The sequence below is a fragment of the Alistipes provencensis genome, from assembly GCF_900083545.1.
In the GTDB taxonomy this organism is placed as follows: Bacteria; Bacteroidota; Bacteroidia; order Bacteroidales; family Rikenellaceae; genus Alistipes; species Alistipes provencensis.
The window spans coordinates 2,609,836-2,625,123 of record NZ_LT559262.1 but is presented as its reverse complement, the minus strand read 5'-3'; the positions used below and the strand labels follow the sequence as shown (position 1 = coordinate 2,625,123).

The 15,288-nt window shown below is 61.7% G+C and carries 12 protein-coding genes and 1 other RNA gene; 6 read left to right on the top strand and 7 right to left on the bottom strand.

What is annotated here, in order from left to right; translation table 11 throughout:
• Positions 1 to 31: 31 nt before the first annotated feature.
• The gene (mltG, locus tag BN5935_RS10145; protein ID WP_064976008.1) at positions 32 to 1,045 is read right to left on the bottom strand and encodes an endolytic transglycosylase MltG; all 1,014 of its coding nucleotides are present in this window, start codon (positions 1,043 to 1,045) and stop codon (positions 32 to 34) included.
• Between the two features lie 48 nt (positions 1,046 to 1,093).
• On the opposite strand from mltG, the gene ffs reads away from it, so the two are divergent.
• The 4 genes from ffs (at position 1,094) to BN5935_RS10125 (ending at position 3,456) form a co-directional block, all read left to right on the top strand.
• Positions 1,094 to 1,191: signal recognition particle sRNA small type (gene ffs, locus BN5935_RS10140), an RNA gene on the top strand.
• A gap of 171 nt (positions 1,192 to 1,362) precedes the next feature.
• Positions 1,363 to 1,752, top strand: coding sequence for a hypothetical protein (locus tag BN5935_RS10135; protein WP_147625805.1), 390 nt, complete (start codon positions 1,363 to 1,365; stop codon positions 1,750 to 1,752).
• Positions 1,753 to 1,839: 87 nt separating this feature from the next.
• Positions 1,840 to 2,493 carry a DedA family protein gene (locus BN5935_RS10130; protein WP_064976006.1) on the top strand — a complete coding sequence of 218 codons (654 nt, stop codon included), beginning with the start codon at positions 1,840 to 1,842 and terminating at the stop codon, positions 2,491 to 2,493.
• 21 nt (positions 2,494 to 2,514) lie between these two features.
• Positions 2,515 to 3,456 carry an NAD(P)H-dependent flavin oxidoreductase gene (locus BN5935_RS10125; RefSeq protein WP_064976005.1) on the top strand — a complete coding sequence of 314 codons (942 nt, stop codon included), beginning with the start codon at positions 2,515 to 2,517 and terminating at the stop codon, positions 3,454 to 3,456.
• A gap of 17 nt (positions 3,457 to 3,473) precedes the next feature.
• On the opposite strand, the gene BN5935_RS10120 is transcribed toward BN5935_RS10125, so the two are convergent.
• Complete coding sequence (locus BN5935_RS10120) at positions 3,474 to 4,295, bottom strand: NYN domain-containing protein (protein ID WP_064976920.1); 822 nt, start codon at positions 4,293 to 4,295, stop codon at positions 3,474 to 3,476.
• Between the two features lie 163 nt (positions 4,296 to 4,458).
• Between BN5935_RS10120 and BN5935_RS10115 the strand changes: the two genes are divergently transcribed.
• Positions 4,459 to 4,734 carry a putative quinol monooxygenase gene (locus BN5935_RS10115; RefSeq protein ID WP_010258636.1) on the top strand — a complete coding sequence of 92 codons (276 nt, stop codon included), beginning with the start codon at positions 4,459 to 4,461 and terminating at the stop codon, positions 4,732 to 4,734.
• 58 nt (positions 4,735 to 4,792) lie between these two features.
• Here BN5935_RS10115 and BN5935_RS10110 read toward each other — a convergent pair whose 3' ends face one another.
• From BN5935_RS10110 to BN5935_RS10100, 3 genes are all read right to left on the bottom strand, one after another.
• Complete coding sequence (locus BN5935_RS10110) at positions 4,793 to 5,530, bottom strand: Fe-Mn family superoxide dismutase (protein WP_064976004.1); 738 nt, start codon at positions 5,528 to 5,530, stop codon at positions 4,793 to 4,795.
• Positions 5,531 to 5,652: 122 nt separating this feature from the next.
• Positions 5,653 to 7,377 (bottom strand): TonB-dependent receptor, encoded by a 1,725-nt coding sequence (locus tag BN5935_RS10105; RefSeq protein WP_064976003.1) that lies wholly within the window; start codon positions 7,375 to 7,377, stop codon positions 5,653 to 5,655.
• 2 nt (positions 7,378 to 7,379) lie between these two features.
• Positions 7,380 to 10,358, bottom strand: coding sequence for a tetratricopeptide repeat protein (locus tag BN5935_RS10100; protein ID WP_064976002.1), 2,979 nt, complete (start codon positions 10,356 to 10,358; stop codon positions 7,380 to 7,382).
• A gap of 111 nt (positions 10,359 to 10,469) precedes the next feature.
• Here BN5935_RS10100 and BN5935_RS10095 point away from each other — a divergent pair, with 111 nt between their 5' ends.
• Entirely contained in the window at positions 10,470 to 10,868 is a 399-nt protein-coding gene (locus BN5935_RS10095) for an OsmC family protein (protein WP_064976001.1), read from the top strand.
• Positions 10,869 to 11,019: 151 nt separating this feature from the next.
• On the opposite strand, the gene BN5935_RS10090 is transcribed toward BN5935_RS10095, so the two are convergent.
• Positions 11,020 to 12,258 carry a TolC family protein gene (locus BN5935_RS10090; protein WP_064976000.1) on the bottom strand — a complete coding sequence of 413 codons (1,239 nt, stop codon included), beginning with the start codon at positions 12,256 to 12,258 and terminating at the stop codon, positions 11,020 to 11,022.
• Positions 12,255 to 15,287: an efflux RND transporter permease subunit gene (locus BN5935_RS10085; RefSeq protein ID WP_064975999.1), complete on the bottom strand. Its 3,033-nt coding sequence runs from the start codon at positions 15,285 to 15,287 to the stop codon at positions 12,255 to 12,257. Before BN5935_RS10085 ends, BN5935_RS10090 begins: the two co-directional genes overlap by 4 nt.
• Position 15,288: the final 1 nt, after the last annotated feature.

The window sequence follows — 15,288 nt, the reverse complement described above, 5'->3', positions numbered from 1 at the left end:
AAGATACGAATAAGCGAGCGCAATGTCAAATTTATTTGATCTTGCGCCGATTCAGCTCGGCGCTGTAGGCCCGGGCGTTGGCATTGTGCTCGCTCAGGGTCCGCGCAAAGTTGTGATAGCCGTCGAACGTAGGCCGGGCGCAGAAGAAAATGTAGTCGTGCTTCTCGAAATCGAGCACGGCGTCGATGGCGTTCTTCCCGGGCATGCAGATGGGCGAGGGAGGAAGCCCCTTATTTATATAAGTATTGTAGGGCGACTGATATTTCAGGTGCTTGTAGAGGATGCGCCGCAGCGCGAAATCCTGCATGGCATACTTCACCGTGGGGTCGGCCTGCAGGGGAATCCCCTTGCGCAGGCGGTTGACGTAAACCCCGGCGATGCGGGGCATCTCGTCGGTCTTGCGGGTCTCCTCATAGACGATCGACGCCAGCGTCATCACCTCCATCCGGCTCAGCCCGCTGCGCTTGCGCTTGGCGTCGCGCTCCGGAGTCCAGAACCGGTCGTATTCGCGCTTCATGCGCTTCACGAACTCTTCGGGCGTCACCGTCCAGTAAAACTCATAGCTGTCGGGAATGAACATAGAAAAGAGCGTCACGCTGTCGAACCCGACCTCCGCGGCCAGCTTCTTCGAGGTCAGCGCCTGCATGATCGCCGCGGAATCGGCGTCGATCTGCCGGGCGAGTTTCTGCGCCAGTTGTGCGGGAATGCGCACGTTGTTGATCGTCACCCGCACGGGCGTCTGCATTCCCAGTTTGAGCATGCGCGCCACCTCAATAACACTCATGCCGGGCTTCAGCACATAGTGACCGGGTTTGAACGTCGCACCCAAATCTATCCGGCGGGCATAGGCCCCGAAAGCCCGCTGATGCCGGATACGGGGCAGCAGCGAATCCACCGCCTGACCGTATTCGGCACGGCTGCTCACATAAAGGTCGTACTCTTCGGCCACGGCATTTCCATAAAACTGCTGCCGCACGGCGACACCGGCCACGATCACGACAACGAACACAGCCGCAAGGCTCCAGAGCAAAGTTTTTTTAGACATTCCGCGATTTTTTTTGCAAAGATATAAAAAATTCCTACTTTTGTGCCCGGGTGAGTCTTATACGACCAGCTCCTACAGAATCCCCCAGGCGAGGAATCGAGCAAGGGTATGTGGTCGTAGCGGTGCGATGTAAGTAGCTCACCCTTTTTCTATAACGGTGCTTTGACCCGGCGGGTCGAAGCACCGCTTTTTTTGGCGGACACATCCCCGGAAGCCGTTGTTCCGGCCCCGGAATATATCCGGCCGTCACGGATGGAACGATCGCGGCGCACTGATTTCCGATTTCCCGGAAAAAATTCTATCTTTACCCGCAGTTTATGTTATTCCGAACGATACCACGATTGCTCCCCCTGCTGCTGGGACTCTTTTTGCTGACCGGATTCGCCGCCAGCGAACGTCCGTCCGTTTCCGCGGCCTGCTGCACGGACGCCGTGATCGACCGGGCGGAAGACTCCGCCGCCGCAGACCGGACCGATCGTACCCTTCCGGAATACGCCGGGACCGACACCCCGGCCGCGCTCCTTTCGCTCCGGACTCGCTTCGCCCCGAATTTCCGGTCTGCGACAGCCTTTACGGCAGCCGGAATGTGCGGCATCGCAGGCAGATCCTTTCCCGGGGACTGCCCCACGGCCCGCATCTGCAAACCCACCCGTTTCAGGGATTCCTACCGTTATTATATCTACATGCTGGAACGCATGCGCATTTAGCGCGGCCATTCGTACGCGTCCGTCCCCACCGCCCCGTTCCGGGCGGAGGCTAATCCGTTCCATCACTTTCAACACACACAATAACTTATGGAGTTTCTGCTGGATTTCATTCTGCATATCGATCAATACCTCATCCGTATCGTCCAAGACTACCACCTGTGGACATACGCCATCCTGTTCCTCATCGTCTTCTGCGAAACCGGGCTGGTCATCACCCCGTTCCTGCCCGGCGACTCGCTGCTGTTCGTCGCAGGGGCCATTTCGGCCCTGCCCGGCGTGCCGCTCGAAATACACCTCCTCGTGCTGATCCTCTTCGCCGCCGCCGTGGCCGGCGACTCCAGCAACTACATGATCGGCCACTTCTTCGGCCGCAGGCTCTTCAGCAATCCGAATTCCCGGATTTTCAAGCAAAGCTACATAGACAAGACACAAACGTTCTACGAGAAATACGGCGGCAAAACCATCATTCTCGCGCGGTTCGTGCCCATCGTCCGTACCTTCGCACCGTTCGTCGCCGGAATGGGCCGGATGCATTACGCCCGCTTCATGCTGTTCAACCTGGTCGGCGGAGCCGCTTGGGTGGCGCTATTCTGCTATGCGGGCTACTTTTTCGGAGACCTGCCGTTCGTACAGCATAACCTCGAACTGCTCATCGTCGCCATCATCGTCGTCTCGGTCCTGCCCGCCGTCGTCGAAGTGGTGCGCGCCCGGATGAAAACCCGGAAAATAATCGTACCTTAGCGGGGATAAAACCTGAAAACGATGGAAAACAGAATCACGACCCTCTTCGGCATCCGCTATCCCGTCATTGCGGGCGGGATGGTGTGGTGCAGCGGCTGGCGGCTGGCCGCCGCCGTCAGCGAAGCCGGCGGGCTGGGGCTGATCGGCTCCGGCTCGATGACGCCCGAGCTGCTGCGCGAACACATCCGCAAATGCCGGGCGGCCACCTCCCGGCCGTTCGGCGTCAACGTGCCGCTGGCCTATCGCTATACGCCCGAGTTGATGGATGTCATCGTCGAAGAACGGGTTCCGGCGGTCTTCACCTCGGCGGGCAGTCCCGCGACATGGACCGGACGCCTGCACGACGCGGGCTGCCGCGTGGCGCATGTGGTGTCGAGCTCGAAATTCGCACGCAAGAGCCGCGATGCGGGGGTGGATGCCGTGGTGGCCGAAGGATTCGAGGCCGGAGGACACAACGGCCGTGAGGAGACGACGACGATGGCGCTCATCCCGCAGGTGCGGCAGGCCGTCGACCTGCCGCTCATCGCCGCGGGAGGCATCGCCACGGGAGCCGGGATGCTGGCCGCGTTCGCCTTGGGCGCCGAGGGATGCCAACTGGGGACACGCTTCGCCCTGTCGCAGGAGAGCTCGGCCTGCGAAGCGTTCAAACAACGGTGTGTGGAAGTGCAGGAAGGCGACACGATCCTGACGCTCAAGAAAGTCGTCCCGACACGCCTCGTCCGCAACGACTTCTGCCGCACGGTCGAAGAGGCTGAGAACCGCGGCGCCGGTGCCGAAGAACTGTCGGCGCTGATCGGCCGCGGACGGCCCAAACGGGGAATCTTCGAGGGAGACCTCAGCGAAGGGGAACTGGAAATCGGACAGATCGCCGCGCTTATCGACGACCTGCCGTCGGCCGGCGACATCCTCCGCCGCCTCGTCGCCGAGTACGAAGCCGCGCGCGAAGCTCTCCGACCGCTCTGATACGGCCTTAATACGCCCTACCCCAGCCGGTTGCGGACAAATATCCGCTGCTGCTCGGTCTTCATGTCCACCGCATCGGAAAGCGCCCGAATCAGGAGCGAGAGTTTCTTGTACCCGTAGTTACGGGGGTCGAAATCGGGCATCTTCTTCGACAGCACGCTGCCCACGTCGCCCAAAGAGGCCCAGCCGCTGTCGTCGGCCGCGTCGTCGATCGTGTTTTCCAGCAGCGTGCGGAATTCGTCGTCGAACGGCCGGATGATCGTCGAGGCATGTCCCCCGTCCTGCACCTGCTTCTTCTCCCCGGCGGGTTCCGCAACGGGCTCAATCGGAAGCTCGGCTTCGGCAGGCTTTTTCGTGCCCGCTTTCTTCTTCGCAGGGACCGCCTTCTCCGGCGGAGGCGTCTGCCCGAGAATCTCGACGTAGATGAACTTGTCACACGACTTGATGAACGGCTTCGGCGTCTTCTTCTCGCCGAATCCCAGCACCTCCTTGCCCGATTCGCGGATGCGGCTGGCAAGGCGCGTGTAGTCGCTGTCGCTCGACACGATGCAGAACCCGTCCACGCCCTCCTTGTGCAGAATGTCCATCGCGTCGATAATCAGCGCCGAATCCGTCGCATTCTTGCCCGTGGTATAGGCATACTGCTGAATGGGCGTAATGGAGTTCTCCAGCAGCACCTCTTTCCACGCGGCGAATTTCGGATTGGTGAAATCCCCGTAAATACGTTTTATCGTCGGCGTGCCGTAGTTGGCGATCTCGTCCAGAATATCCTTTATCTTGCGATGCGAAATGTTGTCGGCATCGATCAGCACGGCGAATTTTTTGTCGTTCAGTTCCATATGAATCCGTTTGAAGGTGTAAGATACGAAATTATTCCCGCCCGCGGAATACCCTCCCTGAAAAAAACGGCCCGGACGGTGCATGAAGTTTCGGTTACGGGTTACAGGATACGAAAAAAATTCCTATATTTGTAGGACAGCCAAAACCAAAAACAAGAAAGCAATGATACGACTCAATGTATTTATCCGCACGACGGATAGCAACCGCGAGGAGCTGGTGCGCACGGCCAAGGAGCTGGTAGCCGCCTCGCTCAAGGACGAAGGATGCGTGGCATACGACCTGTTCGAAAGCTCCACACGCAGCGACGTCCTGATGATCTGCGAGACATGGAGCAACGCCAAGGCCCTCGCCGCCCACGAGCAGGCGTCGCATTTCACGACCCTCGTGCCGCGCATGCAGCAGTTGGGCGAGCTGAAGCTCGAGAAATTCGTCTTCTGACCCGCTCCCGCCGGGCATAAAAAAACCTCCGCAACCGAAGTTGCGGAGGTTTTTTCGTTTACTCCTCGATCGCCTCGAACTCCGACTTGTAGAGTCCGCAGATCGGACAGGTCCAGTCGTCGGGAATCTCGTCGAACGGCGTTCCGGGAGCAATTCCGGTCTCGGGGTCGCCCTTGGCGGGATCGTAGACATAGTCGCAGGCCGTACACTTGTAACGCTTCGGGATGCAGCGGTCGGCAACCTTCTGCCAGTCGATCAGCTCCCAGAAAGCGGCCATGAACTCGGCCCGGCGGTTACGGTAGTCGATGTAGTAGGCATGCTCCCAGACGTCGGCCGTCATCACCGGACGCAGTCCGTCGGTCATCGGGTTGCCGGCGTTCGACTTGGCCACGATCGACAGTTTGCCGGCCTTGTCCATCACCAGCCATGCCCATCCCGAACCGAAGAGCCCCACGGCGGCTTTGGTGAACTGCTCCTTGAAAGCCTCCACCGAGCCGAACGCCTCGGTGAGCTTCGCGGCCAGCTTCGCGGGCACGGGTTTCTGCGCGGGGGTCAGCATCTGGAAGAAGAAGGTATGGTTCCAAGTCTGGGCGGCGTTGTTGAAAATGCCGCCGTCGGCCTTGCGGACGATTTCGTCGAGCGGCATCTCCTCGTAGGGCGTGCCGGGAATCAGCTTGTTCAGGTTGTCTACATAGGTTTGCAGGTGCTTGCCGTAATGGTAATCGAGCGTCTCTTTGCTCATCTTCGGAGCAAGCGCTTCCAATGCGTAGGGAAGCTCAGGCATCGTGTGTTTCATAGTCGTGTGTATTAATGAATCAAATTTGTCCGAATTTAACAAAAATTTCCGTCAGGTTATCACTTCGAGCCGAAAATGATCATCATTAAAACGAAATCCTGCGTTTGCGGACAAAAGCGCCCCTAAAAATTGGCCTTGATGCCCACCGTGAAGTTGGCCCCCAGCTCGGGATACCACGGATATTCGTACAGATCACGGTTGATGAGATTGCGCCCCTCGGCGAAGAGCGTCACGCGGCCCGAGACCTTCCAGTCGAAATTCACCCGCAGGTCGACGGCAAAGGGCGCCTTGAACGGATTCTCCACCACGGGCAGCATCGTGAACAGACCGTGGCTGTCGGCCGGATCATAGGCATAGGCCGACCAGCGGCGGACGCCCTGCATCAGCGCCTTCACCCCGAACGAGATCTTGCGTCCCTCGTAGGCGACGCCGACGTTCCCGGCGATCGAGGGCAGGCCGTTTTTCAGGTCCGTTTCGTCGTTGTAGAGACAGCCGTGCACACCCAGATCGAATTTCAGCACGCTCACGGGCCGGTATTCGATCTCGCCGTTGAACGACGTCACGGTCTGGCGCGCCGTCACGGGGACGAAAGCGCCGAAGAACCCGACGTTTTCGGGATCATCGTTCCAGCGGGCCGTCCAGAAAAGCCGGTTGTCATGGATCGAGACGCCGGCATAGAGGCGGTAGTTGAAGCGGCTGCGCCACAGGCTGCCGCCCACCCCGAGGCGGAAATTGTAATCGACCGAACTCTTGCCGAGCCATGTCGAAGCCGTGACATAGGGGTTCTCGAGCGTCAGCGACCGGAAATCGTTCGGTTTCACGGCACCGTCGGCCTCGAAGAAGGGCCGCAGCCCCGGCGTCCCGAGGTTGAAATCGAGCCGGGCATGGGGAATGATGTAATTCTCGGCGTCCACCCCGTCGATCTTGTCGTGGTAGTAGTCGGCCCCGACATCGAGGCGCACCACCCCGCCCTGAAAACCGTAGCGCAGGCCGGCATGGATCAACTGCTGGGTGTTTTCCGAAATGGATTTCTGCCCGGCCAGCCGCTGATAGCCCGCTTCGAGCGAAAAACTGCTGCGGCCGAATCCGCGGGCGATCTTCGCCCGGGCCCCGAGCGACGTCTGGCGGGCTTTCTCATCATAGCCGGGCCAGTCGGAGTGGTCGAAGAACATCCCGCCGCTCAGCGCGATTTCGAAATTCGTGCGGCCGAGGTCCTGAAAATCGTCCCCGAAACGCACGGCGACACGCGCATCGCCGTAATCGTTCCTGTCGCCCGCCCCGAACTCCCGGTCGAATCCGGCGGGGGCATAGACCCCATAACGGTGGTACATCCGGTTGTCGTAATAAAGATCGCCCTCGAGAATATGCTTCCCGAAGTATTTGCCCGCGGCGGCCCCGATGCGGTTGAACATCCGCGTCGAGGGGTTCTTCACGCCGAAATCGTTCCGTATCTTGGCATACTGCCCCTCGTGGTTGACATACCCCACGACATAGCCCGTCGAAGGATTCTGCGACGAAGCGTAGAAATCCAGCACCGAGTTGAGCGGATACCCCGCGCCGGCCTTCACATAGAACGGCAGCGGACGGTTGAACTCCCAGTAGGTCACCGTCGCCGGACGGATCGGGCGCGTCGAAAGCGTCGTGCGCAGCGACAGCGGCGTGATGGTGTAGTCGATCTCGGGACGCATGCGCGTCGTGTCGGTCATATCGGGTTGTACGGCCAGTTTCGAGGCGCTCTCCACCTTCGGAACATACGCCTTGGTCACCTCGACCTGCTTCTCGACCTGCGCCGCAGCCAACTGCGGCAGAACCGCTGCGAACAGCGCGGCTATAAAGACTCTCTTCATCGTCAGTTGAGTTTTGCGATTCGTGCCTTCGCTTCTTCCACAATGCCGTCGTCGGCAGGCGAATAACCGTCGGCGACGCTCTGCCACGTCGCCCGGGCTTGGAACGTGTCCCCCTTGCGGACATAGACGTCGCCCAGCAGGAGGAAAGCCCGCGCCAGCCAGTAAGCCTGCGGCTCACGCTCCGAGAAGGCGAATACGGCGGCTTCGGTCTTGTCCATGTCGCCGCTTTCGAACGTCGATTCGATCACATAATAAGCGGCTTCGGAACCCTCCTTCGTGCGCACCTCCTGCGAAAGCTCCTTGTAGAGTTTCACCGCCTCGGCACGGCGGCCCTCGGCGCGCAACTCCTTGGCCCAAGCGTATTTCGCCTCGCGCAGCGCCACGGCGCCCGCATCGTCGCGTCCGCAGACGTCGGCGGCCATCGCGGCGATCTTCGCCCCGTCGCCCCCGGCAACGGTGGCGCGCACATAGCCCGCCATGGCATCCTCGCGGCCCGTCTTGGTAGGCGTCACGTCGTAAAGCCGCCGGTAGGCCGAAGCGGCCTCGTCCCAGCGCTTGTCTGCGAATGTCAGTTCGGAGAGCTTCTCCAGCACGGCCACGGTATATTGGTTCGTTCCCTGCCCGGCCAGCTCGGTCAGCGTCACGATGGCGTTCTCACGGTCCCCCGCAAGCAGGTAGCAGTCGCTCAGGTAGTAGAGCGCGTCGGTCAGGTAATAGCCCTTCGGATAGCTCGCCACATAGCTGCGCAGCGACTTGGCGGCGGCATCCCGCTGCCCGCCGAGGTAGAGTTTCTGCGCCGCGGCGAACGACAGCGAGTCGCGCGACAGGGCCGTCAGGTCGCTCTCCACGCCCGCTTTGGCGGCATAGTCGAAATAGGCGTCCACATCCCCCTCCGAAACATAAATCTCGCGGATCGACTGCATCGCGCCCTTGGCCTCGGCCGACTGGGGCGACGCCCCGACCACGCGGTCGTAATAGGCCAGCGACTTCTGCTTGTCACCGAGGTTCAGGTAGGCCAGTCCCAGATCGGAATAGGCCTGCGTGCAGCGCGGCGACGCGGGATAGGCCGCGACGAACTTTTCGAGCTGCGCGGCGCCTTCGGCATATTTCTCCTGTGCGATGTAGCTGCGCCCGAGCTCGTAGGAGGCTTCGTCGGCATAGTCTCCGCCCGCCGCGGCGATCTGCCGCAGGGCCTGCTGTTTCCGGTCCGTATGGCCCAGAATGCCGAGCGTAACGGCCCGCTTGTACTGCGCATATTGTTTTTCGGGCGTTCCCAGCGCGATGGCCTTGTCGTACTCCCCCACGGCCGCTTCGAACCGACGGTCGGAATAGGCCGCGTCACCCAGCCGGTTCAGCGCGTCGGCGCGGTAGCTGTCGCGCGGCGACCACGCGGCGAGGAATTTACCGAAAGCCTCCTGCGCCTGCCGGAGATCGTTGCGGTCGAAAGCGCAGTAACCGAGGTTGTACCACGCCAGCGCATACTCCCGCTCGGTGCGGGGCGCACGCTTCAGGTAGGCATTGTATTTGGCCGCGGCAACGGCATAGTCGCCCTGCGCAAAGGCGATCTCACCCTGCCAGAAGGAGGTCAGGGCGGTATATTTCGGGCTGACGTTCACCGCCGCGGATTCCGCGAGGTAACGCTGCGCGGCTTTCAGGTCGCCGGACGCGTAAGCCTCCAATCCGCGGAAATAAGCGATCTTCTGCAACGCCGCGCGGATGTCGGCATCGCCCGAGGGCATCGCCTTGATGGCGCGGTAGGCGGCATCGTAGTCGCGGGAGTTGTAGTAGGCGGCGATCAGCAGCGTCCGGGCCTCCCCCACGCGCGGCGACGAGGGATAACGCCCGACATAGCGCGTCAGCACGTTGATCGCCCCGTTGAAGGCTCCGCCGCCCAGTTCGTATTGCAGTTTGGCATAGTTGAACAATGCGTCTTCGGCGATCGCGGCATCCAGCGACTCGTCCGAAGCCATCGCAAAGGCCTGCATGGCAGATTCTTTATCCCCGGCGCGCAGATAGCAGTCGGCCAGATGGTAGGAGGCGTTCTGCGTCAGGGCGTCTTCGGCGCCGCACGCCTTGCGCAGCCACTCCGCGGCCTCGGGATAGCGGGCCGTGCGGTAGAGCGAGAAACCCTCGAGATAGGCGGCGTCGCGGTCCATCTCGCCGCCGGCGCTCCGGAAAGCCGCAAGGTGCTCCAGCGTCTTGTTGAAATCCTCCAGCCGGAACCACGATTCGGCGATCACGCGCTCCAGTTCGGCACGGCGCTCGGGAACAGCCCGGCGGGCCAGCGCCTCGCCGTTCTCGACCACATAGCGGTAGTTGCCCTCACGGAACTCGATCTGCAGCAGGTAGTACGGCACCACGTCGCGGTAGGCGTCGCTGCGCGCGAGGGTCTCGAAGCCCTGCTTCGCCCGGCCGTAACGCCCCTCGGCATAGTCGATGTAGGCTTTGTAGTAACGGGCATGGTCGGCATATTCGCTGCGGCTGCCGATGCGGTCGAAATAGGTGTAGGCTTTCGCGTAATTGCCGTCCCCGAATTCGACATACCCCATGCGTATGTCGTACTGTTCGCGGCGCGGCGCGCTCAGGGCCTTGTAATCGGTCTGTTCGAACGCCTCGCGGGCCTTCTTCATGTTCCCGGCCGAGCAGTAGAACGACCCGAGGGCGAAGCGCACGTCGTTGGCATAGACCGATTCGGGATAGCGTTCCCCGAATTCGCGCAGGGCTCCTTCGGCATCGGCACTGCCCAGTTCCACGGCACAGGCGGCCAGATAGAACTCGGTCTCCTGAGCCAGCAGACGGTCCGAAGGAGTCAGGACGGCCTTCGCACGCAGGAATTCATGCCGGGCGTCGCTCCAGCGGCCGTAGTCGAACAGGTCGCGGGCGCGCTCCATGAGCGTCTCTATTTCGGGCTTTGCGGCCTGCGCACCGAAGGTGCACGCCGCCAAAGCAAGGGTCAGCAACAATATCCGGAATTTTCGCATACACATATTTTCACTAAATACGGGCAAATATACGAATTTTTGCCCATCCGCACACTACCAAAGGAACGGAATTTGCCCCCGGGTTATTGTTGAACAAAAATTCCGAAATCTATGATCGAAAAAGTAACTTTACAGTTGGCCGGGGACGGGAAATTCCGGACCGAAAACGGCGCCGGATGCGAATCGCTGAACCCCAAAGCCCTGCTGCTCTACGCCGCGGCGCAATGCTCCGCACAGACGGCGCTGATGATTATGCAGAAGGAGCGTATCACGCCCAAGCGCTTCGAAATCAGCTACTCGGGAGAATTATCTGCCGAAGAGGTTCAATCGGAGAGCATATATAGCTCGTTTCATGTCGTTTACAACGTCGAGTGCGGTTCCGAAGACGATCAGGCGAAGGTAAGCCGCGCCATCGACCTCACGCACGAAAAGTATTGCGGCATGGTGCGGATGCTGCGCATGATCGCTCCCGTCTCGCACGAGGTCGCCGTAGTGAGCACAGGCGTATAACGCCTGTTTTAGGGGCAATAGACGGTCTTTTCGTATTCGATCCGGTTCTGTGCTCCCGACCCTCGTTCATAAAACGGGCATCGGCGGCGTGAACCGGATCGGACGCGTAAAGGCTTGCCATAGCCCCCCTGAAACTCACTTTTTAAGTGGGCTATTGCGCCGTGATGCGCTGATAGTCGGAAACCGCCACTGCGTAATTATAATGCGCCCGGATGGCGTTGGAGTAGAGCTGAATCCAACTTAGCTGGGCTTGCAACACGTCGAGGATCGTCGCAAGGCCCTCGCCATAAGAGTAGGTGCTGATCGAGAGGTTCTCGCCGGCGATGCGGAGGCTCTCCTCCGTGGCGTCGACCTGCGCACGGCTCTGCACCAGCGCCGTCCAGCCGTTCATCTCCTCGCGCACGATGTCGTCGTGGCGCAGTGCGGCGCTCCACTCCTGCTGTTGCTGCGCGGCGCGGGCGGCCCCGACAGCCCGGCGGCGTTCGCCCCAGTGGAAGATCGGCACCGAGAGCTTCACGAAGACCGATCCGTCGACCGTCGTCGCACCGGTCCGGTTGGGCACGAAAGGCTGCCACGAGCCCCCGACACCGACGCTCAACTGCGGATTGAAGGGCGCCCGGGCCGAGCGGATGCCCCAGTCGGCCTGCTCCGCACGCAGCCGTGCGGCGGCATAGTCGGGACGGCGCGACAGGGCTTCGGCGGCCACGACCCGCACGGGCATCGGAAGCGAGTCGCGGATGCCCTGTTCCAACTGCACGTCGAGCGTGGCATCGGTCCCCCGCAGGATGTTGAAGTTGTGCAGGGCCACTTCGTAACTCTGTTCGGCGCTCACGAGCGAATATTCGGCCTCGCTCAGCCGGGTCTCGATCATCAGCACGTCGCCCTTGGCGATGTACCCCTCGGCGAAACGGCGGTCGACGATCTCCTTCAGCGAACGGATGATCGAAACGTACTGGCGCATCGAAGCAGCGTAGAGTTCCACGGCCGAGAGGTTCCAGTAGGCGTAGTCGGCGGCATAGCGCACGTCGAGGCGCGAAAACTCCTCATCGCACAGGGCGATGTCGTAGCCCAGTTCGGCCTGTTTGGCCGAAGCCCGCACCGCACCGCCGCCGTAGACGGTCTGGACCACCTGCGGCAGGACTCCGAAGGTCCACGGCTCGATGCCTTCGTAACGGTGGAAAGTCTTGGTGAAACTGCCGTCCATCGCCAGCCGCGGAAGATAGCCCGTGCGGGCCTGCCCCATCGTTTCGGCCGCGGCATCGCTCTTCGAGGCGGCGATCTTCAACTGCCAACTGTAATCGGCGACCGCCTCCCGGTAGCCGGCGAGCGAGGTCTGTCCGAAAGCCGGCAGGGAGAGCCACAAAAGGATTATCGAAACTGCGTTTTTCATGGTTTGCGAATGTTATAGAACAGGGCGTAGACCACCGGCAGGACGCAGACCGTCAGCAGCGTAGCCACCAGCAGTCCGCCCATGATCGTGGCGGCCATGGCCCCGAACATCGAATCGAACAGCAGCGGCAGCATACCGAGGATAGTGGTTCCCGAAGCCATCGCCACGGGAACGATGCGGCTGCGCGTGGCCGACGTCAGCGCCTCGTAGGGGTCCTTGCCGGCGGCCCGCAGCACGCCGATCTGCTCGACGAGCACCACGGCGTTCTTGATGTTCATGCCTACCAGCCCCAGCAGTCCCAGCAGCGAGAAGAAGTTGAAGACCTTGCCCGTGACGGCCAGTCCGAGCACCACGCCGATGAAGATGAGCGGGATCATCAGCAGGATGACCACCGGTTCGCGGTAGTTGCGGAACAGCAGCAGCAGGACGATCAGGATCAGCACCAGCGTCAGCGGCATGTATTTGGCCAGCGCCTCGTTGGACTCCTGCTGGCTCTCCTGCTCGCCGAAGACCTTCATCGAATAGCCCTCGGGGAGTACCACGGCGCGGTCGATCGAGTCGCGCAGCGCGGCGAACAGTTGCATGGTGTTGACCCCGCGGGCGGGATCGCACTGCGCCTTCATCACCCGCTGGCGGTTGAAGCGCTTGATGACGCCCGGACGGAAATCGAAGCGGAAGCCGTCGGTGGCCTGCTCGATCGAGAAGACCCTGCCCGAAGGGTTGAAGATCGGGAGTGCCTGCAGGTTGGTGAGGTTGTAGGTCCCGATATTCTCGTCTTTGAGCAGGATCGGCATGAACTGGTCGCCCTCGCGGTATTCGCCCAGCGCATATCCCTGCGTGGCGATGGTGATGCCCCGGGCCATCTGGCTGCGGGTGATGCCGATGCGCTGGCCCTTCATCTGCGAATAGACCGGCTGCCACATCGGTACGCGGTTGCCCCAGCCGTTGCGGATGTTCACCGCCCCGGGCGTGCGCCACATGATCTCTTCGGCGGCGGCCGTCAGGCGGCGCAGCGTGTCGGCGTTCTCGCCGATAAACCCGAACTCGATGGCCGCATCGGGCACGGGCGAGAGCTTGAAGAGCGACGAGCGCAGCCACACGTCGGGGAAATTCGCCGTGACCCAGCCGTTGAACCGCGCCTCGACAGGCCCGGTCTGCTTCCGGTCATGCAACTCGACGAGGATGTTGCCGAAATTGGGACGCATCGATACGCTGCTGCTGGCCAGATAGTAGCGCGGCGGCGTGGAGCCCAGCGTCATCGAGACGGTCTTCACCTCGGGCTGTCCGCGGAGCCACTCCTCCATCGAGAGCAGGTTGCGCTCCGTGTCGCGGATGTCGTACCCCTCGGGCAGGAGCACGTCGGCGCGGAAATAGGGTTTGTCGAGCGACGGGAAGAAATTCTGGGGCATCAGTCCCATGACCGCGAGCGAAAGGACGAACAGCCCGACGACGACGGCCACGACCGCCCACCGCCGGTGCAGTAAGGCGCCCAGAAAGCGGTCGAAGGCGTGGTAGAATTTCGTGTCGTAGGGATCGCGGCCGACGGGTTTCACCCGCAGCATGAAGTTCCCGAACAGCGGCGTCTGCGTCAGGGCCAGCACCCAGCTCAGCAACAGCGAAAGGGCCAGCACGACGAACAGCGGTTTCACGATCTCGGCCACCGACGAAGGGGCCAGATACAACGGCAGGAACGAACATATGGCGATCAGCGTGGCGCCCAGCAGGCTCCACCGCGGGGCGTTGGCTCCGTCGACGACGGCCTTTCGGCGCGACACGCCCCGCAGCATGGCCTGTTGTGCATTATCGGTGACGACGATGGCGTTGTCGACGAGCATGCCCATCGCGATGATGAATCCCGCCAGCGAGGTGCGGTTCAGCCCCTCGCCCAGAAACTGCATCAGCAGCAGCGTGCCGCCGATCGAAAACAACAGCGAACTGCCGATCAGCACCCCGGCGCGGAAGCCCATGACGAGCATGATGATCCCGATGACGATGGCGACCGACTCGGCCAGATTGAGGATGAACGTGGAGTTGGCCTCGCGGGCGATGCGGTTTTCGGGATAGAGCACCGTCAGTTCCATGCCCACGGGCATCTGGCGCGTGAGTGCGGCCAGCACGCCGTCGATCTTCGCCCCGGCCTTCACCACGTCGACGCCCTCCTCGGTCGAGATGCCGATGCCTACGGCACGGCGGCCGTCGACGCGCATCATCGTCTGCGGCGGCTCGGCATAGCCCCGTTCGACACGGGCGATGTCACCCAGCCGGTACTGCTTGCCCGAGGAGGCGATCAGCAGTTGGTCCGAGAGGTCGCCGAGGGTCTTGTAGGTCCCGTCCTCGAGAATCTGTATGCGGAGTTTTCCGGCCTGCTTCTCACCGCTGTTGACGATGGAGTTCTGCTGGCCGATGGTCGAAACGATGGTCTCGGGGCGGATGGCGAAGTTGGCCAGCGCCGCGAGGCTGACATAGACGTTGACCACGGGCGTCTGTTCGCCGTAGAGGGTCACCTTCTGCACGCCGTCGACCGTCACGAGGGCCGTTTTCAGCCGCTGGGCCCAGTCGCGCAGCTCCGACCACGAGAATCCCCCATCGACGGAGAGGCCGTAATAGATGCCGTAAACGTCGCCGAAATCGTCGGCGACGGTGATCTGCGACGCCCCGGAGGGGAGTTTCGGCTGGACGTTGAGCACCTTGCGGCGCAGTTCGTCCCACAACTGGGGAATCTCCGCAGCGGGCGTGGCGGGGTCCAGTTCGACCTGAATTTTCGAGACCCCGTAATAGGATTCGGAGGTGATTTTGTGGACCAATCGCATCGACTGAACCTCGCGTTCGATCGGCTCGGTGACGAGCTCCTCGACCTCCCGGGGCGTGGCTCCCGGATAGGAGCAGACGAGCGACGCCGTCTTGATGACGAAGACCGAGTCCTCCTTCTTGCCCAGCGTGGAGAAACCCAGCGCACCGCCAGCCAGCAGGACGAAGAGGAAGAACCAGATTACTTTGGCACTTCGCAGGGAATATTCGGGCAGGTTCATC